This is a genomic window from Youngimonas ophiurae (nom. illeg.), assembly GCF_049803795.1.
Lineage (GTDB): Bacteria > Pseudomonadota > Alphaproteobacteria > Rhodobacterales > Rhodobacteraceae > Thalassobius.
In genome coordinates, this window is the sequence record NZ_JBNAGJ010000001.1 from 631524 (window position 1) to 657570 (window position 26047).

A 26047-nucleotide genomic window follows, 5' to 3' on the forward strand; every position below is an offset into this window, starting at 1 on the left:
ATGCGACTGAGACTGTTCCGCGAAATTCCGAATTTCGATTTCTTTCGCGTCCAGAAGCTGACGCTGGGCCTGTCGGCGGTGCTGATTGTGGCCTCTTTGGCCAGCTGGCTGGTGATCGGGCTGAATTTCGGCATTGATTTCAAGGGCGGCACCACAATCCGCACCGAATCCACCTCGTCCGTGGATGTGGGGGCCTATCGCGATGCAATGACCCCGCTGGGGCTGGGCGATGTCACCATCACCGAGGTGTTCGACCCAACCTTTGCCGCCGATAAACACGTGGCGATGATCCGCATTCAGGCCCAGGATGACCAAGAGGCGGTGACGCCCGAAACCATCCAACTGGTCGAAGAGGCGCTGCGCGCCGTGGATCCCTCGATCACCTTCCCGTCTGTGGAATCGGTGGGGCCCAAGGTCTCGGGTGAGCTGATCATGACGGCGGTGATCGCCGTGGCGGCCTCGCTGGCGGCGATCCTGTTCTATATCTGGCTGCGGTTCGAATGGCAGTTTTCCGTGGGCGCGGTCGCGGCCCTGGCGCATGACGTGATCCTGACGATCGGGGTGTTTTCCATCCTGCAAATCCGGTTCGATCTGGCCACCATCGCCGCGTTGCTGACGATCATCGGCTATTCGATCAACGACACGGTGGTGATCTTCGACCGCCTGCGCGAGAACCTGATCAAGTTCAAATCCACCCCGCTGCGCGATCTGATGAACCGCACGGTGAACGAAACGCTAAGCCGGACAATCATGACCTCGGGCACGACGCTGATCGCGCTGATCGCGCTGCTGATCCTGGGCGGGGACGTCATTCGCGGCTTTGTTTTCGCCATCACCTGGGGGGTGATCGTGGGGACGTATTCCTCGGTCTATGTGGCCAAGAACATGGTGCTGCTGCTGGGCGTGAAACGCGACTGGTCCAAGCCGGATAACAATGGCGGCACGCAATACGCCAATATTGACGCCTGACCTGCTGGGCGCCACAAACCGGAGACCCCAGGATGCAACTGACCGAGGTGATCTATAATGACGCGGTGCCGATCGACGGCTATGGCCCCGGTTTTTTCCGCGTGGCCGGTCAGGTGATCGAGGGTCCGGCGCTGGTGACGCTGACTCGCGCCAGCAGCTGGGGCGGGCTGGACGATCTGCCCGCGCTTGAGGCGCTGTCCGGCCAGGTGGACGTGCTGTTTCTGGGCATGGGGGCCGAGATTGCCCATGCCCCCGCGCCGCTGCGCCAGCGGCTGGAGCAGCTGAATATCGGGGTCGAGGTCATGAGCTCGCCTGCGGCTTGTCGCACCTATAATGTGCTGGCCTCGGAAGGGCGGCGGATCGCGGCGGCGGTGTTGCCGGTTTGACCTTGGTCAAGGCTGTGGCGGGCGGCCCTGTTGCCTGAGTATTTTTGGCAAGATGAATGTGGGTTTTCGGCTGCGGGCCAATCGGGTAGGACGGCTGCATGGAATTGAATGTTTCAGATCTGGCAGTGGCGCGGGGCGGGGTTCCCGTGTTGGAGGGGGTCTCGTTCCGGGTGGGAGCAGGCGAGGCGCTGGTGCTGCGCGGGCCCAATGGCTGCGGCAAGACCACTTTGTTGCGCACAGTGGCGGGGTTGCAGCCTGCGCTGTCCGGTGACATCGGGCTGGAGCGCGAGGCGATGGCCTATGCGGGGCATTCGGATGGGATCAAGGCGGTGCTGAGCGTGCGTGAGAACCTGGAGTTCTGGGCGGATGTGTTTGCCACGGGCGATATTGCCCCGGCCTTGCAGGCCTTTGAGCTGGAGGCGCTGAAAGACCGCCCTGCGGGGGCTTTGTCTGCCGGGCAGAAACGGCGTCTGGGGCTGGCGCGGATGGTGGTGACGGGGCGCCCGGTCTGGGTGCTGGACGAGCCGACTGTGTCTTTGGATGCGGGGGCTGTGGCGCTGTTTGCGGGGGCTGTGCGGGCGCATTTGCTGGGCGGGGGGCTGGCCTTGATGGCCACGCATATTGATCTGGGGCTGGATGAGGCGCGGGTGCTGGATGTCGCCCCCTATAAGGCCAAGGCACCGGCGCTGGACGATTTTGACGGAGCCTTCTTGTGATTGCGCTATTGATCCGAGACATGCGGCTGGCGATCCGCGCGGGCGGGGGATTTGGCCTGGGGCTGGCGTTTTTCCTGATCGTGGTGGTGCTGGTGCCGTTTGGGGTGGGGCCGCAATCGGCGCTGCTGGCGAAAATTGCCTCGGGGATTTTGTGGCTGGGGGCTTTGCTGGCTTGTCTGTTGTCTTTGGACCGGATTTTCGCGCTGGATTGGGAGGACGGATCGCTGGATCTGCTGGCCACCGCCCCCGTCCCGATGGAGGCCGCCGTGACCGTCAAGGCGTTGGCGCATTGGCTGACCACCGGGCTGCCGCTGGTGCTGGCGGCGCCGGTCTTTGGCCTGCTGCTGAACCTGCCGGGGGCGGGATACGGCCCGCTTGTGATCTCGTTGGCCCTGGGCACCCCGGCGCTGAGCGTGATCGGCACCTTCGGCGCGGCCCTGACCGTGGGGATCAAGCGCGGCGGGCTGCTGCTGAGCCTGCTGGTGCTGCCACTTTATGTGCCCACGCTGATTTTTGGGGCCGAAGTGGCCCGGCGCGGGGCCGAGGGGATGGACTTTGCCACGCCCATGCTGATGCTGGCCGGGATCACCTGCGGCGCTATCGCGCTTTTGCCTTTTGCCTCGGCTGCGGTACTGAGGGTGAACCTACGCTAACGCGGATGTGAATTGCGTCCGAGCCAGGAAGAATTAGGAAAACGACATGGCCTCGATCTGGGAATATGCCAATCCGAAGAAATTCATCGCCACCACGGACAAGCTGTTGCCGTGGGTGTCGGTGCTGGCTCTGGTCACGCTGGTCAGCGGGCTGATCTGGGGCTTTTTCTTTACGCCGGATGATTACAAACAGGGCTCGACCGTCAAGATCATCTACCTGCATGTGCCCGCCGCGCTGATGGCGATCAATGCGTGGATCATGATGCTGGTGGCCAGTTTGGTGTGGATCGTGCGGCGGCACCATGTGTCGGCGCTGGCCGCGCGCGCCGCCGCGCCCGTGGGGGCGGTGATGACGCTGATCGCGCTGGCCACCGGGGCGATCTGGGGGCAGCCGATGTGGGGCACCTGGTGGGAATGGGATCCGCGCCTGACCTCGTTCCTGATCCTGTTCCTGTTCTACTTGGGCTATATGGCGCTGTGGGCGGCAATTGAAAATGACGACACGGCCGCCGATCTGACCTCGATCCTGTGTCTGGTAGGGTCTGTGTTCGCGCTACTTAGCCGTTATGCGGTGAATTTCTGGAATCAGGGCCTGCACCAGGGCGCGTCGCTGTCGCTGGACAAGGAAGAGCACGTCGCCGACGTGTTCTATCACCCGCTGTTGCTGTGTATCGCGGGGTTTGTTCTGTTGTTTATCGCGCTGGTGTTCCTGCGCACCCAAACAGAAATCCGGGCGCGCCGTATGCGGGCGCTGCTGGCACGCGAAAGGCTGAACCAATGATCCCTGATCTGGGCAAATATCAGACCGAGGTCTTGTCCTCTTATGTGGTGTCGATCCTGCTGATCGTGGCGCTGGTGCTGGTGAGCATCGCGCGCGCCCGCAGGACTCGTGCCGCGCTGGATGAGGTTGAACAACGAAAGGGTCGCAATGGCTAAATTCTCGCCTTTGATGGTGGCGCCGCCGCTGATTTTCGCCGGTCTGGCCGCCATGTTCGTGCTGGGGATGAACCGGGAAAACCCCGATGTTCTGCCCTCGCAGCTGATCGACAAACAGGCCCCGGCGCTGACGCTGACCGCCTTTGAGGGCACGCCGCTGCTGACGGACGAAGTGGTGCGCCAGCCGGGGCTGAAGCTGGTGAATTTCTGGGGCACCTGGTGCGTGGCCTGCCGGGCCGAGCACCCGATGCTGCTGCGGATCGAGGATCTGCTGCCCGTCACCCTGCATGGCGTGAATTTCGACGAAACCATCGAGGGCGCGCCGGAAAAATACCTGGCCGAAGAGGGCAATCCCTTTACCACGCTGGGCAAGGATCTGAGCAAGGCCACCAAGATCGACTGGGGCGTTTACGGCGCGCCAGAGACCTTTTTGATCGACAAGGATGGCAACGTGCTGCTGCGCATCGCCGGGCCGCTGACGCAGCGGGTGATGGAATCGACGCTGGTGCCGGCGGTTCAGAAAGCCCTGGCCGCAGAGACAGAGCAGGGCGGCAGCTAAGCCGCCCGCCGGACCGCCGCGGATCAATCCGCCCAGAATTTCCGGGTGAACAGCAGGTAGACGGACAGGATTTCCAGCCGTCCCACCAGCATCCCGAAAATCATCAGCCATTTGGCGATCTCAGGGAAGCCATCCATGGACCCGGCCGCGGCGACCTCGGGGCCGAAGGCAGGGCCGACATTGGCGATGGCCGTCCAGGCGGCCGTGATCGCGGTTTTCGTATGCAGCCCGGCCAGATCCAGCGCCACGATCAGCAGACCGAAGGTCAGCACGAACAGCGCAAAGAACGCGATCACCGAATCGATCACGTCCTGCTCGATCACCTGCTGGCCCAGGCGTGGGCGCAGCATGGCGTTGGGGTGCTGAATGCGTCGGACCTGAGTCTTGATCGCCTCGATCACCACCAACCAGCGGAAGATCTTGATCGAGCACCCGGTCGAGGCGGTACACCCCCCGATCAGCCCGGTCAGGAAGATGATGGTAAAGGGGAAGGCCCCCCAGGCGGTGATGTCCTCGGACGCATAGCCGGTGCCGGAAAACAGCGTGATCGTGTTGAAGATGCTTTCGCGCAGGATATGCAGGAACCCGGTGTCCTCGTGCAGCACGCGCCAGATCACCACGGCGATGATGGCATAGGCCGTCCAGCGCAGATAGGCACGCACCTGCACGTCATTCAGCAGCGGCGCGGTCTGCCCGCGCGACAGCTGCACGAAACGGATAAAAGGCAGGGATGCCAGCAACATAAAGACCGAGGCCACATATTCCAGCGGCCCCTCATAGCGGGCAAAACTGGCATCCGAGGTGGAAAACCCGCCGGTCGAAATGGTGGTGAACGCGTGCACCGTGGCCTCGAACGCGTCCATGCCGAATAGCATGTAGGTCAGCGTGCATAGCACCGTCAGGCCGATGTAAATATCCAGCAGGCTGCGCGCGATGTCAGGGGCGCGGGGCATGACCTTGCCCAGCGTGTCAAACCCTTCGGAGCGGAAAAACTGCATCCCCCCGATCCGCATCACCGGCAGAAAGATCATCGCCACCACGACGATCCCCAGACCGCCCAGCCATTGCAGAATCCCCCGCCACAGCAAAATGCCCGCGGGCAGATCCTCGATATTGCGATAGATGGTCGAGCCGGTGGTCGTCATGCCCGAGACGGCCTCGAAATAGGCGTCGGTAAAGCTGGAGTCCGACGCCCCCAGCATCAGCGGCAGCGCGCCGATCATCGGCAGGATCACCCAGGTGCCCGTGGTCAGCAAAAAGGCCTCGCGGATGCCCAACTGCTGATTGCGGCGGTTCTGCGTGGACAGCACGATCATCACCCCCACCAGCAGCGTCAGCCCCGAGGACGTGGCGAACACGCTCAGGCTTTGATCGCCAGTGACGCCATCCATGATCAGGCACGGCAGCATGGCCACGCCCATCGCGATCGAGAGGAAGGCCAAAATCCGGGCAACAGGGGCGTATTGCATGGTTTCTTTCCGGTCAAAGGTGAAGGGAGTTAACGGAATGCGCGGGCCCAGGTCCAGCGCCAAATCCGCTTGACGCGCGGGCAGGTGGGGGATGCGTCAATTCAGCCATGGACGCGCCAAGATTTCACGCGCAGCATCCCCCAATGGAACAGATTCTGCAATCATCGCTCAGTTTCGCGCCCTGGGCCGATCCGCGCACCCGGCGTCTGCCGGGGATCGTGCCGGTTTCGGTGCAGGATTGGCTAGAGGTAGACAGCGCCTTTGCCGGGCAGATGGGGGTGCGCGGGCATCTGCTGGAGACGCAGCCCAGGGATGTTCTGGCGCTGCATGACAGCGCGCGCCCCGCCGCGGCCGAGCTGTATGACACGATCCTGCCGCTGTTGCCGGATCTGGGCTATCAGGTGGATGCGGCGCAGGTGACGCGCCCCGATGGCGTTACCGTGCCGCTGCGCCCCAAGGAACCGCTGGCCACGCTGGGCCGGTTGGTGCAATGCGATCTGTGCCTGATGCAGCCCGACCCCACCGGAAAATCAGAGGAAAGCGTGCTTACCGGGGCCGTGCTGTGTTTTCCGGCGGGCTGGTCGTTGCGGCAGAAATTCATGTCGCCCATGGTGCGCATCCACCGCCCGGTGCCGCATTACGGGCAGGATCTGGCCAAACGGGTGCAGCGTCTGCTGGACGGGGTGCAGGTGGGGCGCGGGCTGATGCGGGGGACGGCCTCTTATTCCGATCAGCCCCTGTTCGATGCCCGACCCGAGGGCCAGCCCAGCCCCGCGCCGCACAGCGCCGATTTCATCCGGGCCGAGCGCCAATGCCTGTTCCGCCTGCCGCAAACGCGGGCGGTTGTGTTCTCGATTCATACGCAGATCGTGCCGGTTCGGGCGCTTTGCCCGCAGCAGGCGGAAACCCTGCAAGAGTTCCCGCTGCGGCAGGGTAATTAGCCTTTCGCCAGATTGCGCAGCACGTAATGCAGCACCCCGCCGTTTTCGACATATTCGATCTCGGGGGCGGTATCGATCCGGCACTTCAGCTGGATGGTTTTCTGCGTCCCGTCGGCATAGGTGATCTGGCAGGGCAGAATCTGCTGCGGTTCAACAGTGTCCAGCCCGGTGATGGTAACGGTTTCATCCCCCGTCAGGCCCAGCGTCTTGCGCGTCTCGCCCCCGGTGAATTCAAACGGCACCACGCCCATCCCCACCAGGTTTGAGCGGTGGATACGTTCAAACGACTCAGCGATCACCGCCTTCACGCCCAGCAGATTGGTGCCCTTGGCGGCCCAATCGCGCGAGGAACCGGCCCCGTATTGAACACCGCCGAACACCACCAGCGGTGTGCCCTGCGCCTGATAGGCCATCGAGGCCTCATAGACGCTGGTTTGCTGGCCGTCGGGGCCCTTGGTATAGCCACCCTCGACGCCATCCAGCATCTCGTTCTTGATGCGGATATTGGCAAAGGTGCCGCGCATCATGACCTGGTGATTGCCGCGTCTGGACCCATAGGAATTGAACTCGCGCGGGGGGACGCCGCGTTCTGTCAGATACTGCCCCGCCGGGCTGGAGGCGGCAAAAGAGCCGGCCGGCGAGATATGATCGGTCGTGACCATATCGCCCAGCACCAGCAGCACCTTGGCGCGCTCGATATTCTGGATGGTGCCTTTGTCCGGGCCCATCCCCTGAAAATAAGGCGGGTTCTGGATATAGGTGGATGCAGGGGGCCAGTCATAGGTTTCCTGATCGGGCACCTGCACGCTGCGCCATTTCTCATCGCCCTTGAATACGTCGGCATATTTGCTGGCAAAGGCCTCTCGTGTGACGGTTTTTTCCACCAGTTCAGCGATTTCGGCGTTGCTGGGCCAGATGTCGCGCAAGAAAACGTCATTGCCGTTCTGATCCTGGCCCAAAGGCTGGCTGGTCAGATCAATATTCATGTCGCCCGCGATGGCATAGGCCACCACCAAGGGCGGCGAGGCCAGATAGTTGGCGCGCACATCGGGGCTGATCCGGCCCTCGAAATTGCGGTTGCCGGACAGAACGGATGTGGCCACCAGATCGCCCTCTGCGATGGCCTGGCTGATCTCGGGCTGTAAGGGGCCTGAATTGCCGATGCAGGTGGTGCAGCCATAGCCCACCAGATTGAACCCGATCGCGTCCAGATCGTCCTGTAGCCCGGCGGCCTTCAGATATTCCGTCACCACCTGGCTGCCTGGTGCCAGCGAGGTTTTCACCCAAGGCTTGCGATCCAGCCCCAGCGCGCGGGCCTTGCGCGCCACCAGCCCGGCACCGATCATCACATAAGGGTTCGAGGTGTTGGTGCAGGACGTGATCGAGGCAATCACCACCTTCCCAGACGATAGCGTATAGTCCTCGCCTTCTACCGGCACCTGTTTGTCCAGAGGGCGTTTGAACGTGTTGGCCATTTCATCGGCAAAGGCCGATTTCGCCTGAGTCAGCGCCACGAAATCCTGCGGGCGTTTGGGGCCGGAAATGGCCGGGACGATGGTGCCCATGTCCAGATGCAGCGTGTCGGTATAGATCGGGTCGTAATCCGCGCCGCGCCACAGCCCGTTGGCCTTGGCATAGGCCTCGACCAGGGCGATCCGGTCCTCATCGCGGCCCGTGTTGCGCATGTAGCGCAGGGTTTCGCCGTCAATCGGGAAAAATCCGCAGGTGGCACCATATTCGGGCGCCATATTGGCGATGGTGGCGCGATCGGCCAGCGGCAGGCGGTCCAGCCCCTCGCCGTAGAATTCGACGAATTTACCCACCACGCCCTTTTCACGCAGCATTTCCACGACCTTCAGCACCAGATCGGTGGCGGTGGTGCCCTCGATCATTTCGCCGGTCAGCTTGAAGCCCACAACCTCGGGGATCAGCATGGAAATCGGCTGGCCCAGCATCGCCGCCTCGGCCTCGATCCCGCCGACGCCCCAGCCCAGAACGGCCAGACCGTTGACCATGGTGGTGTGGCTGTCGGTGCCGACCAGAGTATCGGGATAAGCCACCGTATCGCCATTCTGATCGGTGTCGGACCAGACGGCCTTGGACAGGTATTCCAGGTTCACCTGATGGCAGATCCCGGTGCCGGGGGGGACGACGCGGAAATTGTCAAAGGCGCTTTGACCCCATTTAAGGAACTGATAACGCTCCATATTCCGTTCGTATTCACGGTCCACGTTCATCTGAAAGGCGCGGGGATTGCCGAATTCGTCAATCATGACCGAGTGGTCGATGACCAGATCCACCGGCGCCAGCGGGTTGATTTTTTGCGCGTCGCCCCCCAGCGCCTTGATCCCATCGCGCATCGCGGCCAGGTCCACCACGGCGGGCACCCCGGTGAAATCCTGCATCAAAACGCGGGCCGGGCGATAGGCGATTTCGCGCGGGTTGCGCCCGCCATTTTCGGCCCATGTACCGAAGGCCTTGATGTCGTCCACGGACACGGAAAACCCGTCATCCTCGAAGCGCAGCAGGTTTTCCAGCACCACATTCAGCGCGGCGGGCAGGCGGCTGAAATCGCCCAGGCCGGCCTCTTGAGCGGCGGGGATCGCGTAATAGGCAAGGGTCTGATCCCCCACAGTCAGGCTGCGGCGGGTCTGGGCGGTGTCTTGGCCGACGGTGATGGGCATCGCGGGCTCCTTTGGCTGGCAAACAGGGCTATGGATCAAATCTGTGCCACGCAGGCGGCGTGATCAAGGGGAACCCGCGCATCTGCCGCATCTATACTGAAATTTCGGGGGTTCACCCTTGGCTGACAAAACCTTGATTGGTTATTTCAGGGGAATCTGAATATCACTGCACAGGCAGCAAGAAATGGGGAAATCTGTGACCATGCGCAAGCTACTCGCTCTCGGAGCAGCCGTCTGGATGGCGGTGGCCGGGCCGGTTCTGGCCCAGGATAATCCTGTTGTGGTCGAGCTTTACACCTCGCAGGGCTGTTCGTCCTGCCCGCCTGCGGATGCGTTTTTGACAAAGCTGGCCGCGCGCGAGGATGTGATCGCGCTGGCGCTGCATGTGGATTACTGGGATTATATCGGCTGGAAGGACGCATTCGCCGATCCGCGCTATACCGCCCGGCAGAAGGCCTATGCGATCTCGGCCGGGCGCCGGTCGGTCTATACGCCGCAGATGATTGTCGGCGGCCAGGAACATGTGGTGGGCAATCACCCCAAGGATGTCGGTGCGCTGATTCGCAAACATGCGGCCGCCCCTGCCGCCGTCCGGATCGAGATCGCACGCCAGGGTGACCGGCTGGAGATCGAGGCCAGCACTGAGCGCCCCCTGAACCGGCCTGTGATGGTGCAAATCGTGCGCTACCTGCCCTCGGCGCGGGTGAAAATCAAACGCGGAGAGAACGCAGGCCGCACGCTAAGCTATTCGAACATCGTGACGGAATGGCATCAGATCGGGGAATGGGATACGCGCCAACCTCTTGAAACCGAAGGCAAAGTCACGGGGGATGCGCCGGTTGTGGTGATCTTGCAGGAACAGCATCCCAAAGGGCTCGGCGCGATTTTGGCCGCAGCACAGCTGCGTTAGAGCGTCTTGCTCCAGCGGCGGTGAATCCAAAACCATTGTTCGGGATGTGCGTGCACGCGTGCCTCCAGCCTGCGGGTCATTTCGCGGGTCATGGTCAGCGGGTCGGTATGGGCGATGGGCTCTTCGATCTCGACATCAAAATGAATGCCATCGGCATGACGCGTGGCAAAAAAGGGCACCAGCAGCGCTTTGGTGCGCATGGCGATCTCAGCGGCCGAAGTCAGTGTGGGCGCGGGTTTTCCCATAAAATCAATCGGTTGCCCGGATTTGTCATGCAAGTCAAACAGCAGAACGCCAATCCCGCCCTTCGCAATGTGACGGATCAGCCCCAAGGTACCGCGCTTCCCCTTTTCGAACACGGGGCCGGAAAGGCGCTTCATGTTTTCGGCGTAATGGGCGTTGAAAAACGGGTTCGACATGGGCCGGTAAAGCCCGCCGATCTGGAACCCGCGATTCACCAGGGCGGCGCGCGGGATCTCGAAATTCGCGTAATGGGCCGTGACCATCAGCACCGGAGTGCCATTGGTGCGCGCCGTTTCCAACGCGGTCAGCCCGGCCCCGCCGATGGTCTGGGTTTTGGTGCGTTCCAGCAGCCCGGCGGTGTCGTAATTCTCGATCATCGTGCGCCCGGCATTGTCGGCAACGGCATCTGCGATACGGCGTTTTTCTGCCTCGGGCATGTCGGGGAAAATATAGGTCAGATTTGCCAGGGCGCGTTTGCGGTAGCCGGCGATCGGTGCCAGAACGCGGCGTGTGAACAGCCCCATCAGCCGAATCCGGAGCGTCCACGGCAGGGCCAGCGCCGTGCCGATCAGCCCGCGCAGGATCCGGTCTACGATCCAATCCTGCCAGCCGCCGTGTTTCTTGGCTTTCTTCGTCACGTTCCACCCCGTGTTTCGCGATGCCAGACATAAATGCCGGAAAGCGCGATCACAAGGGCGCCGATGATTGTCCACAGGTCAGGGTATTCGTCGAATAATGTGATTCCCCAGACTGTCGCGAAAATCAGGCCGCTATAGGCAAAAGGGGCCAGCATCGCGGCCTCGCCGATGCTGAGCGCGCGGATCAGAAACAATTGCGAGGCCGTGCCGCCAATGGCCAACAGCCCCATCAGCCCCCAGGCAGTCACAGAGGGCGTCACCCAGAAAAAGGGAACGATGCAGGACAGGATGATCGCGCCGAAAATGGCCGAGTAGAGCAGCGAGGTCCAGGGATCCTCGTTCATGCCCACGAAGCGCGTTACCAGGCTGTAGGCGGTATAGGCCATCGCCGCGCCCAGCGGAAACAGCGCATAGGCGGAAAAAACGCCCGAGCCGGGGCGGATCACGATTAACGCGCCGATTAATGCGGCCAGAACGCCCAGCAGCCGCCGCGGCCCCAGCTTTTCTCCCAGAAAAATAGCCGCGCCCAGGGTGATCAGCACAGGGTTGATGTCCATGATGGCGGTCGCCTCGGCCAGGCCGATATGGGCCAGACCGAAAAAGAAGCACCCGGTGCCACACATCAGCAAAAGCGCACGCGCCAGTTGCAGGCCCGGATAGCGGGTTTTGACCACGCTGCGCAGGCGCGGGGATACCATCAACAGCACCAGGACGCTTTGACCTGCGTAGCGTGCCCAGATGGTGGGAACGGTGCCGATGTGTTTTGTCAGCTCTTTGGCCGTGGCGTCCATCGTCGAGAAAAAGAAGATCGCCCCGATCATCATCAGGATGGCCTTGGATTGCGTCGAAAGGCTGTGCATGAAAATCCCCGGATATATGGGTGTGCGGGGACGTTATGGATCATAATTGTTCGTGTCTAGGGTTATTCCTCCTCATCCTGTAGCACCAGGGTGATTTCGCCTGCGGCCTCTAGCTCTCGAATCGCGGTGACGACGGCGGACATGGCCTCTTCTCCGGGTTTTGTCTTGACTGTGCCGGCTTCGGCCATTTCCTCGCGCAGGGCATCGGCCATGCGGCCCGACAGATTGGACAGGATATGCTCGGCCGCGGCATCGCTGTCGCTGGCCTTGGCGTAGGCCAGGGCGATGACAAGGGCGCTTTGGTCCACCGCGCGGGTGATTTTGGATATGTCCAGCGGGGTGATGCGGGCGGGGATGTCGTTGAAGGTGAAAATCGCCTTGCGGACGCGGGCCGCGAAATCGGCATCCTCGCCCTCAAGGCCGGCCAGCAGGTCATCGCGCGTGGCCGAGGGCGAGAAATTCAGGATCGCGCCGACGCGTTTGTCGGGGTCATCCTCGAACGCGCGTTCGGGGCGCGAATCCAGCTGCGCGGCAAGGGACAGGCCAATCCGGTCCACCGCATCGGGGGTCACGGCCCCGGTCAGCGACACGGCAAAGGTGATCCGGCGGGCGCGGTCGCCTGGCAGTTGTGCCAGCACTTCGGCGGCGCGGGCGACATCCAGTTTGGACAGGACGACGGCAGCAATCTCGGTCGATTCCTCTTCGAAAATGGGGACCAGGGCGTCCGCGTCCAGCGCGCGAATGCGATCCCAGGGATCGGCATATTGGCGCACACCGGCCTGGCTGCGCAGACGGGCGGCGGTGCGCGGGTGGATACGCCCATCCAGAATGGTCAGCGCGCCGGCCAGGTCATGCGGAAAGGTCACGCCCACCTGCTCTAGCTGGCCGGCGAATTCGGCCACCACATCGGCCAGCGTCTGACGATCCACCAGCCGCATATCACCCAGTTGCCGGGTCAGTTCAGCCTGGAGCGTTTCGGGCAGGGTGCTGAAATCCAGATCGGCACCTTCTGACAGCAGAAAACGCACCATGATCGCGGCCTTCTGCTTGCGCGTCAGGCCCGGTTTTTTACCGGATTTTCCCGCCGATTTCGCATTGCGGGGCACCGCCACCTCTTTCTGAACAGGGGTGATGCGGGCCAGTTGGGTAGAGTTGCTCATCCGTCCCTCGTGACTGTCGTTCGTGGACAGATAAGCAGGGAAGGGTGAACAATTGCTTTAGCTGGTCGTGGCGGTGCAGGTTTTGGCGTCTTTATCCCAGACCATGCCATCGGCGCAGGTCATGGCTTGCTGGTGGCCGCGGCTGCATTCGGCGCTGGCGACAGCGGGCGCGGCGGCCAGAATCAAGGCGGTCAGAACGGTGCGGATCATATGAAAACTCCCTGCCAATGGGTGACATGGCAGGGAGCATAGCACAATCGGGCGATTTTCGAAATCAGCTCTCGCCAAAGACGCGGGCAAAAATCGTGTCCACGTGTTTGGTGTGATAGCCCATGTCGAATTTTTCATTGATGCCATCGACGCCCAGAGCCTTCACAACCTCTTCGTCGGCCAGCAGCAGTTCGCGGAAATCCAGGCGCTCTTCCCAGACTTTCAGGGCGTTGCGCTGCACCATGGAATAGGCATCCTCGCGCGAGACGCCCGCTTGCGTCAGGGCCAGCAACACACGCTGAGACATCACCAGACCGGGGAATTTGTTCATGTTGTCCAGCATGTTCTGCGGGAAGATCAGCATTTTGTCGATCACGCCGGCCAGACGGTTCAGAGCGAAATCCAGCGTCACGGTGGCGTCGGGGCCGATGCCGCGTTCTACGGACGAATGCGAGATGTCGCGTTCATGCCACAGCGCCACGTTTTCCATGGCGGGGATCACGGTCATGCGCACCAGACGGGCCAGGCCTGTCAGGTTTTCGGTCAGCACCGGGTTTTTCTTGTGCGGCATCGCCGAGCTGCCTTTCTGACCCATCGAGAAGAACTCGGCGCCTTCCAGCACCTCGGTCCGCTGCATGTGGCGAATCTCGATCGCGACATTTTCGATGCTGCTGGCGATCACGCCCAGAACGGCAAAGAACATGGCGTGGCGGTCGCGCGGGATGACCTGCGTGCTGATCGGTTCGGGCTTCAGGCCCAGCTTGGCGCAGACATGTTCCTCGACCGCCGGGTCGATGTTGGCAAAGGTGCCCACCGCGCCGGAAATCGCGCCGGTGGCCACCTCTTCGCGGGCGGCTGCCAGGCGGGCCTTGTTGCGGTCCATTTCGGCGTAGAAACGGGCGAAGGTCAGGCCCATGGTGGTGGGCTCGGCGTGGATGCCGTGGCTGCGGCCGACGCGCACGGTGTTTTTATGCTCTAGCGCGCGTTTTTTCAGCGCGGCCAGCACCTTATCCATGTCTTCCAGAAGGATGTCGGCGGCGCGGACCAGCTGCACGTTCAGGCAGGTGTCCAGCACATCCGAAGAGGTCATGCCCTGGTGGACGAAGCGGGCCTCTTCGCTGCCCACATGTTCGGCCAGGTGGGTCAGGAAGGCGATGACGTCATGCTTGGTGACGGCCTCGATTTCGTCAATGCGGGCGACGTCGAATTCCACGTCTTTGGCTTTCCACACGGCCTCGGCGTTTTCGCGCGGGATCACGCCCAGATCGGCCTGCGCGTCACAGGCGTGGGCCTCGATCTCGTACCAGATCTTGAACTTGGTGGCGGGTTCCCAGATTTCGGTCATCTGCGGGCGGGCATAGCGAGGGATCATCGGCTGTTCCTATGGGATTGCAGGTTTTGCCGTGTCTTTACCCGCAGGTGTGCCGCGCGGCAAGGGTGGGGGGCCTATCTGCGGCAACACGAGCGTGAGCGGCAGACCGCGGGCTGGCGACCAATGTCGCCGTCTGGTCCTTTATGGTTTTGCAAACTGTGCCCTTATTGCATGGGCGCGCGTTTGAAATCGGCAGACCGGGGGGCGGTCTGGCGATCGCGCGGCGGCCTACGGCCTTGTTCCGCGCGCTACTGCGCCAGGTGCGTCACCACCTGGCTAGAGCGCGTCAGCGTGTGGTGCACCGGGCATTTATCCGCGATTTGCAGCAGCTTCTCGCGCTGCTCGGGGCTGAGCGGCCCCTCAAGATAGATCGTGCGGGTGAACTGGTCGATTTTCTCGGCGCTGCCGGCATCCTGCGCGTGAACCTTGTTCTGGGTCACATCCGCGCGCACATGGGTCAGCGGCCAGCCCTTGCGGCGGGCATACATGCGGATGGTCATGGTGGTGCAGGCCCCCAGACCGGCAGACAGAAACCCATAGGGCGTCATGCCGCGATTGGTGCCGCCATAGGCCAGGGGCTCGTCCGCCAGCGCATGATGATGCGGCCCGGATTGCACGTCTTGCAGGAACCCGGCGGGGTCGGCCTCGGAGACACGCACCACGCCTTCGGGGGCACCGGGGGGCGGGGCAGGGTGGCGCAGGTCCAGATAGCGGCTGGCCCAGGTGGCGATCACCTCGGCGGCGTAATCGGCATCCTTTGCGTCCGAGATCAGGTGATCCGCTCCATCCAGGGTTACGAAGCTTTTGGGGTGTCTGGCCGCTACGAAAATCTGTGTGGCGTTTTCAATCCCCACGGTCTGATCCAGCGGGGCGTGCAGCACCAAAAGCGCCGCGTTCAGCCCCGAGATTGCCTCTTGCAGGTTGCTGGCCGAGACATCCTGAATGAAATCCCTGGTGATGGGAAACGCGCCATGGCCCAGCTGCACCTGCGCGCGCCCTTCGGCTTCGATCTGCGCCAGATCCCCCTGAAACGCGTGCAGCACATGGGCCGGATCGGCAGGGGCGTTCAGCGTGGCGACGGCTTTGATCCCGTCGATCTGGCCCGCGGCGCGCAGCACGGCCGCTCCGCCCAGCGAATGCCCGATCAGCAGGCTGGGGGCCATGCCGCGCGCCGCCAGATGATCCGCCGCCGCCCGAATGTCCGCAACATTCGAACTGAAAGTGGTGTTGGCGAACTCGCCCCCGGAATGGCCCAGCCCCGTGAAATCAAAGCGCAAAACAGCGATGCCCAGCCCGGCCAGGCGCTGGCTGATGCGACGGGCGGCAGCCAGATCCTTGGTGCAGGTAAAACAATGGGCCAGGATCGCGGTGGCCTGATGCGTGCCCTCGGGCAGATCCAGCCGCGCGGCCAGTATATCCCCGTCATGACCGGCAAAGCTAAGGCGTTCTGATGGCATATGGGTCTCCGGTCTGAATGATCTGGGCGGCATGATCTGGGCCGCGTGCGTTGGGCTTCAAGACTAGGCACGGCGCGTGCGCGTTGCCAGATATTGTATCATCCCGTCACGGGAAGTTGAGCCACGGTGTACAGCTGCCAGAACGCAAAAAGCCACCGCATAACGCGGTGGCTGACCCTTCGTATGCAAGTCTGCGCGGGGCTAGCCGGTAAACTTGCTCAGGATCTGGGCGACTTCGGCGGTTGCGCCATTCGCATTCAGCGCGGTGAACAGCCCGGTCAGAGACAGCGCCTGCGCGGAGAGGCGGAAATCCTCGCCGCGGAACAGGTTGCAGACCATCAGGAAAGCCGCCAGCGGCAGAGAGAAAATCCCCACGGTAATCGCGACAAACCAGGTGGCCATACGCGCAACGGTATTGCGCGCCGAGGCAATGCCGGCGGCCTCAAGCGCTGCATCCTCATCGTGGAAATTCGAGCGCAGGTCGGACAGCTCGTGCAGATCGGCCTGTCCCAGCGTGTCACGGTTGCGGGTGTCGTATTCCTGCTCCAGCCGGCGCGAGGTCAGATCGACATCCGGAAAACGCGCGGCCTTGGGGGCCGGGGCTGGGCGCGCGGTGTGGGCGCCTTCGGGGGGGATGGGGCGAACGGGTGCGGCAGCCGGACCGCTGGCCAGCGCCATCTGCGCTTGCGGCATGGGCATTGGCGGCATGGGGTGCGCAACCGGGCGGGGGGCGGATTTGTGATCCTTGCGGGTGACGCGGCGGGGCATGACCCGCGCGACGGCTTTGACGAAATCGGCGGTGTCCAGCAGCGTGTCCTCGTTCAGCCAGCGGATATAGTCGGGCTCCAGCCAGACAGCCATCTGGCAGGTCAGGCTGGCCAGCGTGGCCTGCGTGGCGCGTTTGGTGGGCGCGGCACCTTTTTCGGGGGGCTGGGTCAGGGCGATCTCGATCACCAGACCGGCCGATTGTATGATGTCCTGCGGCGTATCCAGATCGGTATCGAAGGTTTTGCCGGCCGGTTTGCCCTCACCCGCGGGAACCGTCAGCTCCAGCGTCAGAATATCCGAGATCACCTGCACCTGGGTTTCCGATTGCACCTGAACGCCGCAGATGCGGTGGCCGTTTGCCTCTAGCACGCGTTGCAGGCTGGCGCTCAGCTCCAGTGTGTCGCAATTGCGCGAGGCCAGAAAGACCAGGCCGGATGTGTATCGGTGTTCTTGGGTGTCCATCACGAGACTCCAGTGTGCGGTTCTTTTATCTGCTCTGACTGTCACCCGGAAAAAGGGAAAGAATATGACGGAATTTCGGTGTCCACGGGGTAATCGGGGCAAATAGGGCGGACTGTTCGCCCTGCATGAACAGTTAACCGCAAATTCACAAAGGTTTTGGCGTCCAAAGCTGGGGCGGGGGCGGGATTGCCGGCTGGGCCTGCGCACGGCAGAGTTGATTCGCCCTTGCGAAAACATCGGGTGGCTACCGCGCAGGTTGCAGGCGGCAGATGGCAAAAAGGGCGCCCAAAGGCGCCCTTTCCGAACTCTGTCTGCGGCTGCGATTAGCAGCTGTAGTACATCTGGTACTCAACCGGGTGCGGGGTGTGCTCGTAGTTGTGGATCTCTTCCATCTTCAGCTCGATGTAGCCGTCGATCTGATCCTTGGTGAACACGTCGCCGGCCAGCAGGAAGTCGTGATCGGCTTCCAGCGATTCGATGGCTTCGCGCAGCGAACCACAGACGGTCGGGATGTCGGCCAGCTCCTCGGGGGGCAGGTCATACAGGTTTTTGTCCATGGCTTCGCCGGGATCAATCTTGTTCTTGATACCGTCCAGGCCAGCCATCAGCAGGGCCGCAAAGCACAGGTAGGGGTTGGCCGCGGGATCGGGGAAACGAGCCTCGACGCGCTTGGCCTTGGGCGATTCGGTCCACGGAATACGCACACAGCCCGAACGGTTGCTGGCCGAGTAGGCGCGCAGAACGGGGGCTTCGAAACCCGGAACCAGACGCTTGTAGCTGTTGGTCGAGGGGTTGGTGAAGGCGTTCAGCGTTTTCGCGTGCTTCAGAACACCGCCGATGAAATACAGGGCTTCCTGGCTCAGATCGGCGTATTTGTCGCCTGCGAACAGGGGCTTGCCGTCTTTCCAGATCGACATGTTGCAGTGCATACCCGAACCGTTGTCGCCGGCCATGGGCTTCGGCATGAAGGTGGCCGATTTGCCATAGGCGTGGGCCACGTTGTGGATCACGTATTTGTATTTTTGCAGGTTATCGGCCTGAGCAGTCAGGGTGCCGAAGACCAGGCCCAGCTCGTGCTGACAGGTCGCCACTTCGTGGTGGTGCTTGTCGACGGTCATGCCCATGTTTTTCATGGTGGTCAGCATTTCGGCGCGGATGTCCTGTGCGTCGTCGATCGGGTTCACAGGGAAGTAGCCGCCCTTGTGGCCCGCGCGGTGCGCCAGGTTGCCGTGCTCGATGTCCGCATCGGTGTTCCAGGCGGCGCCTTCGGCGTCGATGGCATAGCCGACTTTGGACGGGGTGACCGAGTAGCGCACGTCGTCCAGCAGGAAGAATTCCGCTTCGGGGCCCCAGTAGGACACATCGCCGATACCCGAGGATTTCAGGTAGGCTTCGGCCTTCTGAGCGGTGCCGCGGGGGTCACGCTCGTAGGCTTCGCCGGTGTCGGGTTCGACAACCGAGCAGTGAATGCACAGGGTTTTCTCGGCGTAGAACGGATCAATGTAGACCGACTCGGTGTCGGGCATCAGTTTCATGTCCGAGGATTCAATCGATTTCCAGCCAGCGATCGACGAGCCGTCGAACATGAAGCCTTCGTCCAGGAAGTCTTCGTCAACCAGATCGGAGCACACGGTTACGTGTTGCAGTTTGCCGCGCGGATCGGTGAAGCGGATATCGACATATGCGATCTCCTCGTCCGCGATGAGTTTAAGAACTGCGTCCTTGCTCATTCCCTTAATCCCTTTCAGTTTATTTTTGGGGTATTACAGTGCGTCCGAGCCGGCCTCGCCGGTGCGGATGCGAATAGCTTGTTCGACGGGGCTGACGAAAATCTTGCCGTCGCCGATCTTGTCGGTTTTCGCTGCGTCGATGATGGCTTCGATGGCGCCGTCAACCAGATCGTCGTCCAGAACGACCTCGATCTTCACTTTGGGCAGGAAATCCACGACATATTCGGCGCCGCGGTAGAGTTCCGTGTGGCCTTTCTGACGACCAAAACCCTTCACTTCAATCACGCTCAGGCCCTGGATCCCGGCCTCTTGCAGCGCTTCTTTCACTTCATCAAGCTTGAAGGGCTTGATGATCGCCTCGATTTTTTTCATCGTCTTGGGTCTCCTCACCAGACTTGTCGACAAGCGACAGAACACTTTCCCCCGGTGGCCACAATTGAGTATGATCGCAGCGCCGGGCAGGGGCATGGCAAAGCCCATAGAATGACTAAACTTTATGCGCAATGCGCAAAAAGGCATCACTTTGCAAACAAAAGGTCCGAATTTATGACCGAAATTCTAACAGCTGCACAAATGCGCAGCATCGAGCAGGCTGCTATCGAGTCGGGAGAGGCCACCGGGCTGGCGTTGATGGAACGGGCCGGGCGCGGCGTGGTTGAGGCGATTTTCGAAGAGTGGCCGGAGCTGGCTGAAGGGGCTGTTGAGGAGGCGGATGAAGGGGGCGTTGCCCCCCGGCCTGCGGCCTCCCCCCAGAGTATTTCGGTCAAAAAGAAGCGCGCGGTGGTGTTGTGTGGACCCGGAAATAATGGCGGGGACGGGTTTGTGGTGGCGCGGGTGCTGCGTGAGCTTGGGTGGGGCGTTGAGGTGTTCCTGTATGGGGAGGCCGAGAGGCTGCCGCCCGATGCACGGGTGAATTATGAGCGGTGGTGTGCGTTGGGCGGTGTTGCGCCTTTTGAGGACGATCAGTTCGACGGCTGGCCCGGCGGGCGGGAGGGGGTCTGTTTGATTGTGGACGCTCTTTTGGGGACTGGTTTGGGACGGCCCTTTTTAGAGTGTCGGCATATGTCGATCGCCTTGAATACGGCCAGCTCTTTGGCCGCCACGCGCGGTGTGTTTCCCAAAGTGGTGGCGGTCGATGTTCCAAGCGGGATGTGTGCGGATTCAGGCGTTTGGCTGGGGGAGGAGCGGCCGCTCGATTTTGCCAATCTTGCAAATCTTACAGTGACCTTTCATGCGCGAAAGCTGGGGCATCTGCTGGCGGATGGCCCGGCGAGTTGTGGCACCGTTCGTGTGGTGGATATCGGGTTGTCGTCTGGCCAGCAGGCGGCGTCGCTTTCTCATACCGGGGGGAGGGCGGCATATGATGAGCGAGGCTTGGGGCGTGTTGCGTGCCGGGAAGCGACGGGGGCAGGTATCCGTTCGTTATGGACGTTCGGGGAGCATAAATATGCGCATGGTCATGCGCTGATCCTGTCCGGGGGGGCGGGCAGAACCGGGGCGGCGCGGCTGGCGGCGCGGGGGGCGCTGCGGATTGGGGCTGGTCTGGTGACGCTGGGGGTGCCCGGCGCGGCGCAGTTGGAGGTTGCCACGCAGGTGACGGCGATCATGTTGCAGCGGGCCGGCACCTCAGAGGAACTGGCGGCGGTTTTGGAGGATCCGCGACTGAATGCGCTGTGTCTGGGGCCGGGAATGGGCCTGAGGCGGGCGCGCGATCTGGTGCCGGTGGCCTTGGCCGGGGGGCGTGCGACGGTGTTGGATGCGGATGCTCTGACGGCTTTTGCCGGGGCGCCTGAGGCTTTGTTGGATCTGACGCGGGGCGGGCAGGTGGTGCTGACGCCGCATGGGGGGGAGTTTGCGCGGCTGTTTCCGGATATTGCGGCGAAGCTGGCGGACGGCTGCTCCGAAGGGCCGGCCTATTCCAAGGTCGATGCCACGCGTGAGGCCGCCGCGCGGGCGGGCTGTGTTGTGCTGTTCAAGGGGGCCGATACCGTGATTGCCGCGCCGGACGGGCGGTGCAGTCTGAATGCCGCCGTTTACGAGCGCGCGGCCCCCTGGCTGGCGACGGCCGGGTCCGGGGATGTGCTGGCCGGGTTCATCACGGGGCTGCTGGCGCGGGGATTTGAGCCGATGGCCGCGGCCGAGGCCGGCGCGTGGCTGCATGTCGAATGCGCGCGCGCCTTTGGGCCCGGTCTGATCGCCGAGGATCTGCCCGAGATCCTGCCCGAGATTTTATCCAGGGTTTTGCAGGCGCAGGCGCAGCAGCCCGAGCAAAGATGATTTTTGCTCTCGCCTTCGGAAAAACTCTTTGCTAATCATCGCCGGACCGGCCCTGGGGCTGGACAATGCGGGTGTGGCGAAATTGGTAGACGCACCAGATTTAGGTTCTGGCGCCGCGAGGCGTGGGGGTTCGAGTCCCTCCACCCGCACCACTTTGAAATCAAATGAGAATTGTGAATTTTGCAGTCGGGGTAGAGCCGCAAATTTCTGCTACTGCTACGATTTTGCTACGAATAGCGATTGGGGCGTAGCAGTCGAGTAGCAGGGCGGCGTGAGCCGCCCCGAACAATTAATCTTCGACTTTGAACCCACGCCGTGTTGCCGCTGGTGCATTCGCCCCGGCTGGGTGCGTGGATGCGAAGGGGTTAGGCCGGGGAAGCTGAGACGCATACAAAGGACCCATACTCGCAGTCAACAACTCTGCCGCCGCCGATTTTTGCTTGAGCCGTTCAGATAACCTTACCACGTCAGTTGAAGGTTGAATTCGCCGTGTGATTTCAGCGATTCGTGCGGATGCTTCCCGATGGGGCCGCAACAATTCCTCTATACGCGCCGCCATCTTGGCTTGCTTGTCATAGTGGGGCTTCATAGCTGCATGGATGCGCTCCCCCAGTTCGCGTTGTCGATCCAAAATCGGGCGCATTGTGTCAGCCATCCGGGCTGCGCTGTCTGCGAGGCTCTGGGCGGTCTGTTGAAAGGCTGCATTTGTCCTTTCACGCTGGCGCTCACGCGCCTCGGCCAATCGCTCTTCCTTTTGCGTGCTCCACTTGTCGTGAAGGCGACGACGGAAGGCTTCTTGCTGTCTGTAGTCTGTTATTCCCAGCGCACCGGCAATTTTCATGATTGCCGAGTTCGCAGATTTGGACGGTTCGCGCGTCAGCGCGTCTGCGATTTGATCCAGATACGGCCCATCTGGATAGGTGCTGCCCTTCGGGCGTCCACGTTTTGCCATGTCGTTTCCTTTGCTCGACTGTTTCGATGGGCCTAACTTCGGGACGGAGCGACCGCTTGTCAGCGAAGATAATAGTTTCAGACAAAGAAAACTGTGAGATTAATTCAGCAGTTTGTGAGAAAAAAGGAAAGTCTGGGCGTGGCTTTTGCGAGAATAATGGGCTGCGGGCGTGTTCCACGCGTCGATTAAGGCAAAATCAGTAGTATTGCAGCGTCTCGCGGTTCTCCCAAGCTGCGGCGAAGTTAGGGTAGCCGGTAGCGGCGTTTGTCTTGGCTTCCGTTAAGCGGTCTACCCGCCGAACCAACCAGCCACCGGCACGCGTGGAAATCCAACCATAGTAAATATAGTTGAGGTCTGAGTCGTCAGTTTCGTCCGGTGGCAGAGCCGATGGACCGGAATTCGCTCCCGGTGGACCTTGGATTCCTACAGTAGACGCGACCACCTCAAGCGGGCCGTCAACTTGCACGGATACATCCGGCACGCTGACAACGCTCTGCACGGTCGCGATGGTGGGGCTAACCGTGACTTCGATAATGTCAGATTCAGCGCTTACACTCGCGGGCGCGACGGACGCGCTAACTTCTACGCTGCCACCCGCGACAGTGACGGCGGGACCCTCTTCGATCCGGCGCGTTTCTACCTCAATCGGGCTGGTGCTGACGGCCACCTGCGTCATGAGTATTCCACAGTGAGTTGATTGGTGGTTTGGTTTTCTGCACCGTTGGTCGTCATAAGACGAAAGCTCAGCGGTGTATTCGACGGCAGCCCGTCTGCCCATTCGACGCGCACGCGGATTGCCCCGTTTACTGGGTCTGTGAGCGTCGCCGACACCAGCCCGTCAATGCGCGGGTCAGGTTCAAAGATGCTGACGGTGTGACCGGTCAAATCGGCGTTGGCAGACGGGCCGTCAGGCCAATTCATTTCAAATGTAAGATCGGAGCCGCGATTCACGGCGAAAGTTGACGTGGACATGCCTTTTCCAAATTTTGGGAATTTCCATAATTCTAGCATGACACGGCCTTTTTCTCAAAAAGGTAACGGGTCATGACGTAAATTATACGAATTGCTAACCGTTTGAACGCGGTTTTGCTAACCGCTGCCAAAGTAATTTTATCCAACCTTACATCTCATTTTTGGCCAGAGATTTACGCTAACAAAAATTGGTCGTTAATATGCTCGTGGCTGCTGGCCCGCTTCGAGGGGGCACCCCTAGGGGTGCCTGACGGGGCCACCGGGCCTTTCTTGGCAGCATTGCGCGCTACGCGCGCTCCCTACATGCCTCTAAACTTCAAGGCTTTGAGCGCGCATCTCTGCGCCTGTGACAGCCTGTCGGCATATGCCCGGCTGGGCCATTTTCCGTCAAAAATCCTGATAGCATTTTGAGCACGGCAAAGAAGATGAAAAGATTCACGATTCCGGTCGCAAATTGCATGTGTGTTCCTTTGATGTTGGCCGCGTTAGCGGCGTTCATGCCGACAGGCGATCAAGTGTGTATTTCACCGATGATGGACCCCACGCGCCCCCGCGTGCCGTTGCCACGTTGGCGGTGTTTAAGGCGTCTGCGATTGCCCGCATGGATGCGCCTTGTTCACGCAAGGGCATGACGATCTGGCGCACCTTTTCGGCTCTTTCACAGGCGCGCTGACGCGCGACCGCATTACGCTTCATAGTGGCATCGCGCATTCCGCCTAGCTTGGTTCCACGGGCCTTAGCCTGCGCCAATGCGGCTTTGGTTCTCTTGCTGATGAACTCGCGCTCTTGCTCTGCCAGAGCCGCATAGATGTGAAGTTGGAAGTTGTCGGCATGGGGCATGGTGGCCACGCGAAAGCGCAGCTTTTTGTCTTCCATGTATGTGGCGATGGTGCTGACCTTCCTCGATAGGCGGTCCAGCTTGGCGACAAGCAGTTCTGCGCCGTGCTTCTTTGCCAGCGCGATTGCCTTCGCCAGTTCCGGGCGATCATCGGCCTTGCCGCTCAAAACGTCTGTGAACGCCCCAAGCACCCTATATGGCGTGTCCGCATAGTTGGTCAGGTATAGGTCAATATCACGTTGCTGCGCCTCAAGGCCAAGGCCAGACCGGCCTTGCTCTTGGGTGCTGACACGGCGGTAGATCACATAAGTTTTCATTTCGGCCTTCCGTTCAAATCGTCAACGTACATTGTGGCTTGAACAGTACAGTGAAAATCAGTGATTCGCGAGTCTTTTCAATTATTTAAGTGTCTTTCAGTGTTCTTGCGCCAGTCATGGAATCGGAGGGATTGGCGAAAAGGAAGCTTGCATATTGAGTCGTATGGAACGCCTCTCTTTCGCGCTAGACAAAGAAATCTCGCGCTAGAAAAAATGAACGATCACCAAGAAAAATTTTCCGTGTATTGAAAGCCCGCGTTAGCGGGCACTCGGCCCAAAATGACCAATCATCAAAACTATCGGTCGCCGATACTGAATGATTTCAGTTTTCGAGAATAGATTTCAAGCGCTTACCAAGATCAACGCTTAGCTGATTCCGCCCTTCGGCATTGTTCAAATACAAAAGGTATCTGTGCGCTTGAAGATCGGACGGCACGTCTTCTTTGTTTTGCGTAATCGGTATGACCGGACGGCCCCAAGCATGGGCCAGCCCCATTTCATAGAAGACATTGGGATTACGTCCCGTCAAATCACAGATAACCACGGCGGAGTGGTTCACAAGTTCCATTATGTCCCGCATGAACATTGAATGTCCCCACATCTCATCCGCTCGTTTGGCTTGGAGTGTCGTGGTGGCGCACGCGGCCTTTATCGCGTCATAGACTTCTGAAAATCCACCGAAAGGCATCATCACACCGATTACATCGTTGCGTGGCTGTTCATAGGTATACCCAATGATCTGTTGCGTGTTGGAAAACGCCGCGACCTGAGCAGTCGCCGTGGCGACATTGCTGAATTTCTGCATTACGTATGTTTGCACCTTCGCCAGTGAACCGTCATCGCGGTTCTGCATTGCCACCAACATATCCAGTACGTTGCCCGGATAGTCAGGGTCACCCCAACTCAAACTACGCAAAAGGCGGTCGTGGTTTTGGATGTAACTAGTCCAGCCAGTGAGCAATCCAATTTCTAGAAAATGCTCTTTTTCAAAGCACTCAACAATGACTTCTTTTGTGGTGAGAATAGGCGGTAAGGTTTGGGGCGGGTTCATCGCGGCATCTAGCTCCGTGTCCATGTCTGCAAGAAATGCCAAGCGGCGAACCGCCACCATGAAATCGACGCCCTTCGTTTCTCGCAGAAAGCTTATGATGTCGCCTTTGGCGTGGCAGCCAAAGCAATAATAGAACCCTTTGCGGTCATCAACGTGAAAGCTGGCAGTTTCTTCTGCGTGAAAAGGACAGGGTGCCCACAAGTCACCTTTATCAAAGTTGCTCTTTCTCTGATCCCATTGGACGCTTGGGGCGACCACATCCGATAGCTGCAATTTCTGTCGAAGGCGGTCGAGGAAACCGGGTGGGATCATTGAGGTACCATTGTTGAAAGCTGTTTGTTCATGAGTAGCAAGGCGACGAATATTACGCCAGCGTGTGTCTACATGGCGGCGGGTCGTTGTTTTCATTTGTTGCGAGATGGGTGCTTCAAACGTAATTTTCGACTAACGTGGAACAATTTTTGCGCTTTCGGCGCGCGGCCACTGTAGTAGCCGTTTTTCCCGATAAAGCGTTGTG

Annotated in this window: 26 protein-coding genes, 1 tRNA gene and 1 pseudogene; 11 read left to right on the top strand and 17 right to left on the bottom strand. The window is 60.9% G+C overall.

All coding sequences use genetic code 11. The features are described 5' to 3' along the window. From secF to ACP15O_RS03340, 7 genes are all read left to right on the top strand, one after another. The gene (secF, locus tag ACP15O_RS03310; protein WP_425094616.1) at window positions 1-969 is read left to right on the top strand and encodes a protein translocase subunit SecF; all 969 of its coding nucleotides are present in this window, start codon (window positions 1-3) and stop codon (window positions 967-969) included. Between the two features lie 32 nt (window positions 970-1001). Next, window positions 1002-1355, top strand: a complete 354-nt coding sequence (locus ACP15O_RS03315) for an Mth938-like domain-containing protein (protein WP_425094617.1) — start codon at window positions 1002-1004, stop codon at window positions 1353-1355. Window positions 1356-1453: 98 nt separating this feature from the next. Further along, a complete protein-coding gene (ccmA, locus tag ACP15O_RS03320) occupies window positions 1454-2071 on the top strand; it encodes a heme ABC exporter ATP-binding protein CcmA (protein ID WP_425094618.1) in 618 nt (205 codons plus the stop codon). Then, window positions 2068-2724 (top strand): heme exporter protein CcmB, encoded by a 657-nt coding sequence (ccmB, locus tag ACP15O_RS03325; RefSeq protein WP_425094619.1) that lies wholly within the window; start codon window positions 2068-2070, stop codon window positions 2722-2724. Before ccmA ends, ccmB begins: the two co-directional genes overlap by 4 nt. A gap of 46 nt (window positions 2725-2770) precedes the next feature. Next, window positions 2771-3505, top strand: a complete 735-nt coding sequence (locus ACP15O_RS03330; protein WP_425094620.1) for a heme ABC transporter permease — start codon at window positions 2771-2773, stop codon at window positions 3503-3505. Further along, window positions 3502-3660, top strand: a complete 159-nt coding sequence (gene ccmD, locus ACP15O_RS03335) for a heme exporter protein CcmD (RefSeq protein WP_425094621.1) — start codon at window positions 3502-3504, stop codon at window positions 3658-3660. The genes ACP15O_RS03330 and ccmD overlap by 4 nt, the downstream gene beginning before the upstream one ends. Continuing rightward, a complete protein-coding gene (locus ACP15O_RS03340) occupies window positions 3653-4219 on the top strand; it encodes a DsbE family thiol:disulfide interchange protein (RefSeq protein ID WP_425094622.1) in 567 nt (188 codons plus the stop codon). Before ccmD ends, ACP15O_RS03340 begins: the two co-directional genes overlap by 8 nt. A 23-nt stretch (window positions 4220-4242) precedes the next feature. Here ACP15O_RS03340 and ACP15O_RS03345 read toward each other — a convergent pair whose 3' ends face one another. Further along, complete coding sequence (locus ACP15O_RS03345) at window positions 4243-5688, bottom strand: TrkH family potassium uptake protein (RefSeq protein ID WP_425094623.1); 1446 nt, start codon at window positions 5686-5688, stop codon at window positions 4243-4245. Between the two features lie 143 nt (window positions 5689-5831). Between ACP15O_RS03345 and ACP15O_RS03350 the strand changes: the two genes are divergently transcribed. Further along, entirely contained in the window at window positions 5832-6629 is a 798-nt protein-coding gene (locus ACP15O_RS03350) for a heme-dependent oxidative N-demethylase family protein (protein ID WP_425094624.1), read from the top strand. Here ACP15O_RS03350 and acnA read toward each other — a convergent pair. Next, window positions 6626-9313 (bottom strand): aconitate hydratase AcnA, encoded by a 2688-nt coding sequence (gene acnA / locus ACP15O_RS03355; protein WP_425094625.1) that lies wholly within the window; start codon window positions 9311-9313, stop codon window positions 6626-6628. The genes ACP15O_RS03350 and acnA overlap by 4 nt on opposite strands. 202 nt (window positions 9314-9515) lie before the next feature. Between acnA and ACP15O_RS03360 the strand changes: the two genes are divergently transcribed. Then, window positions 9516-10223 carry a DUF1223 domain-containing protein gene (locus tag ACP15O_RS03360; RefSeq protein ID WP_425094626.1) on the top strand — a complete coding sequence of 236 codons (708 nt, stop codon included), beginning with the start codon at window positions 9516-9518 and terminating at the stop codon, window positions 10221-10223. On the opposite strand, the gene ACP15O_RS03365 is transcribed toward ACP15O_RS03360, so the two are convergent. The 9 genes from ACP15O_RS03365 to ACP15O_RS03405 form a co-directional block, all read right to left on the bottom strand. Further along, window positions 10220-11104: a lysophospholipid acyltransferase family protein gene (locus tag ACP15O_RS03365; RefSeq protein WP_425094627.1), complete on the bottom strand. Its 885-nt coding sequence runs from the start codon at window positions 11102-11104 to the stop codon at window positions 10220-10222. The genes ACP15O_RS03360 and ACP15O_RS03365 overlap by 4 nt on opposite strands. After that, window positions 11101-11964, bottom strand: a complete 864-nt coding sequence (locus tag ACP15O_RS03370; protein WP_425094628.1) for a DMT family transporter — start codon at window positions 11962-11964, stop codon at window positions 11101-11103. Before ACP15O_RS03370 ends, ACP15O_RS03365 begins: the two co-directional genes overlap by 4 nt. A gap of 62 nt (window positions 11965-12026) precedes the next feature. After that, a complete protein-coding gene (locus ACP15O_RS03375) occupies window positions 12027-13124 on the bottom strand; it encodes a flagellar motor switch protein FliG (protein ID WP_425094629.1) in 1098 nt (365 codons plus the stop codon). A 57-nt stretch (window positions 13125-13181) separates the two neighbouring features. Continuing rightward, a complete protein-coding gene (locus ACP15O_RS03380) occupies window positions 13182-13334 on the bottom strand; it encodes a carbohydrate-binding module family 14 protein (protein WP_425094630.1) in 153 nt (50 codons plus the stop codon). A gap of 64 nt (window positions 13335-13398) precedes the next feature. Beyond that, complete coding sequence (gene purB, locus ACP15O_RS03385; protein WP_425094631.1) at window positions 13399-14706, bottom strand: adenylosuccinate lyase; 1308 nt, start codon at window positions 14704-14706, stop codon at window positions 13399-13401. 248 nt (window positions 14707-14954) lie between these two features. Further along, window positions 14955-16163 (bottom strand): bifunctional alpha/beta hydrolase/OsmC family protein, encoded by a 1209-nt coding sequence (locus ACP15O_RS03390; RefSeq protein ID WP_425094632.1) that lies wholly within the window; start codon window positions 16161-16163, stop codon window positions 14955-14957. Window positions 16164-16364: 201 nt separating this feature from the next. Then, a complete protein-coding gene (locus tag ACP15O_RS03395) occupies window positions 16365-17393 on the bottom strand; it encodes a hypothetical protein (RefSeq protein ID WP_425094633.1) in 1029 nt (342 codons plus the stop codon). Between the two features lie 323 nt (window positions 17394-17716). Then, window positions 17717-19123 carry a type I glutamate--ammonia ligase gene (glnA, locus tag ACP15O_RS03400; protein WP_425094634.1) on the bottom strand — a complete coding sequence of 469 codons (1407 nt, stop codon included), beginning with the start codon at window positions 19121-19123 and terminating at the stop codon, window positions 17717-17719. A 33-nt stretch (window positions 19124-19156) separates the two neighbouring features. Next, complete coding sequence (locus ACP15O_RS03405; RefSeq protein ID WP_319827009.1) at window positions 19157-19495, bottom strand: P-II family nitrogen regulator; 339 nt, start codon at window positions 19493-19495, stop codon at window positions 19157-19159. Window positions 19496-19669: 174 nt separating this feature from the next. On the opposite strand from ACP15O_RS03405, the gene ACP15O_RS03410 reads away from it, so the two are divergent. Beyond that, a complete protein-coding gene (locus ACP15O_RS03410; protein WP_425094635.1) occupies window positions 19670-21400 on the top strand; it encodes an NAD(P)H-hydrate dehydratase in 1731 nt (576 codons plus the stop codon). A 67-nt stretch (window positions 21401-21467) separates the two neighbouring features. Next, window positions 21468-21552 (top strand) — tRNA-Leu (locus tag ACP15O_RS03415). Between the two features lie 137 nt (window positions 21553-21689). On the opposite strand, the gene ACP15O_RS03420 is transcribed toward ACP15O_RS03415, so the two are convergent. From ACP15O_RS03420 to ACP15O_RS03445, 6 genes and pseudogenes are all read right to left on the bottom strand, one after another. After that, a complete protein-coding gene (locus tag ACP15O_RS03420) occupies window positions 21690-22352 on the bottom strand; it encodes a hypothetical protein (RefSeq protein ID WP_425094636.1) in 663 nt (220 codons plus the stop codon). Window positions 22353-22548: 196 nt separating this feature from the next. Next, window positions 22549-23028 (bottom strand): hypothetical protein, encoded by a 480-nt coding sequence (locus ACP15O_RS03425; protein ID WP_425094637.1) that lies wholly within the window; start codon window positions 23026-23028, stop codon window positions 22549-22551. Next, window positions 23025-23324: a hypothetical protein gene (locus ACP15O_RS03430; RefSeq protein WP_425094638.1), complete on the bottom strand. Its 300-nt coding sequence runs from the start codon at window positions 23322-23324 to the stop codon at window positions 23025-23027. Before ACP15O_RS03430 ends, ACP15O_RS03425 begins: the two co-directional genes overlap by 4 nt. A 495-nt stretch (window positions 23325-23819) precedes the next feature. Then, window positions 23820-24479, bottom strand: a complete 660-nt coding sequence (locus ACP15O_RS03435; protein WP_425094640.1) for a recombinase family protein — start codon at window positions 24477-24479, stop codon at window positions 23820-23822. Between the two features lie 322 nt (window positions 24480-24801). Then, window positions 24802-25554, bottom strand: coding sequence for a hypothetical protein (locus tag ACP15O_RS03440; RefSeq protein ID WP_425094842.1), 753 nt, complete (start codon window positions 25552-25554; stop codon window positions 24802-24804). After that, window positions 25552-25842, bottom strand: a pseudogene (locus tag ACP15O_RS03445) (CHC2 zinc finger domain-containing protein); the annotation flags it as partial. The gene ACP15O_RS03440 and the pseudogene ACP15O_RS03445, both read right to left, overlap by 3 nt. Between the last annotated feature and the right edge of the window lie 205 nt (window positions 25843-26047).

Coding starts and splice junctions, on each gene's coding strand:
- secF (WP_425094616.1), top strand. CDS start 1: ATGCGACTGAGACTGTTCCGCGAAATTCCGAATTTCGATTTCTTTCGC.
- ACP15O_RS03315 (WP_425094617.1), top strand. CDS start 1,002: ATGCAACTGACCGAGGTGATCTATAATGACGCGGTGCCGATCGACGGC.
- ccmA (WP_425094618.1), top strand. CDS start 1,454: ATGGAATTGAATGTTTCAGATCTGGCAGTGGCGCGGGGCGGGGTTCCC.
- ACP15O_RS03330 (WP_425094620.1), top strand. CDS start 2,771: ATGGCCTCGATCTGGGAATATGCCAATCCGAAGAAATTCATCGCCACC.
- ccmD (WP_425094621.1), top strand. CDS start 3,502: ATGATCCCTGATCTGGGCAAATATCAGACCGAGGTCTTGTCCTCTTAT.
- ACP15O_RS03340 (WP_425094622.1), top strand. CDS start 3,653: ATGGCTAAATTCTCGCCTTTGATGGTGGCGCCGCCGCTGATTTTCGCC.
- ACP15O_RS03345 (WP_425094623.1), bottom strand. CDS start 5,688: ATGCAATACGCCCCTGTTGCCCGGATTTTGGCCTTCCTCTCGATCGCG.
- ACP15O_RS03350 (WP_425094624.1), top strand. CDS start 5,832: ATGGAACAGATTCTGCAATCATCGCTCAGTTTCGCGCCCTGGGCCGAT.
- acnA (WP_425094625.1), bottom strand. CDS start 9,313: ATGCCCATCACCGTCGGCCAAGACACCGCCCAGACCCGCCGCAGCCTG.
- ACP15O_RS03360 (WP_425094626.1), top strand. CDS start 9,516: ATGCGCAAGCTACTCGCTCTCGGAGCAGCCGTCTGGATGGCGGTGGCC.
- ACP15O_RS03370 (WP_425094628.1), bottom strand. CDS start 11,964: ATGCACAGCCTTTCGACGCAATCCAAGGCCATCCTGATGATGATCGGG.
- ACP15O_RS03375 (WP_425094629.1), bottom strand. CDS start 13,124: ATGAGCAACTCTACCCAACTGGCCCGCATCACCCCTGTTCAGAAAGAG.
- ACP15O_RS03380 (WP_425094630.1), bottom strand. CDS start 13,334: ATGATCCGCACCGTTCTGACCGCCTTGATTCTGGCCGCCGCGCCCGCT.
- purB (WP_425094631.1), bottom strand. CDS start 14,706: ATGATCCCTCGCTATGCCCGCCCGCAGATGACCGAAATCTGGGAACCC.
- ACP15O_RS03390 (WP_425094632.1), bottom strand. CDS start 16,163: ATGCCATCAGAACGCCTTAGCTTTGCCGGTCATGACGGGGATATACTG.
- ACP15O_RS03395 (WP_425094633.1), bottom strand. CDS start 17,393: ATGGACACCCAAGAACACCGATACACATCCGGCCTGGTCTTTCTGGCC.
- glnA (WP_425094634.1), bottom strand. CDS start 19,123: ATGAGCAAGGACGCAGTTCTTAAACTCATCGCGGACGAGGAGATCGCA.
- ACP15O_RS03405 (WP_319827009.1), bottom strand. CDS start 19,495: ATGAAAAAAATCGAGGCGATCATCAAGCCCTTCAAGCTTGATGAAGTG.
- ACP15O_RS03410 (WP_425094635.1), top strand. CDS start 19,670: ATGACCGAAATTCTAACAGCTGCACAAATGCGCAGCATCGAGCAGGCT.
- ACP15O_RS03420 (WP_425094636.1), bottom strand. CDS start 22,352: ATGGCAAAACGTGGACGCCCGAAGGGCAGCACCTATCCAGATGGGCCG.
- ACP15O_RS03425 (WP_425094637.1), bottom strand. CDS start 23,028: ATGACGCAGGTGGCCGTCAGCACCAGCCCGATTGAGGTAGAAACGCGC.
- ACP15O_RS03430 (WP_425094638.1), bottom strand. CDS start 23,324: ATGTCCACGTCAACTTTCGCCGTGAATCGCGGCTCCGATCTTACATTT.
- ACP15O_RS03435 (WP_425094640.1), bottom strand. CDS start 24,479: ATGAAAACTTATGTGATCTACCGCCGTGTCAGCACCCAAGAGCAAGGC.
- ACP15O_RS03440 (WP_425094842.1), bottom strand. CDS start 25,554: ATGGACACGGAGCTAGATGCCGCGATGAACCCGCCCCAAACCTTACCG.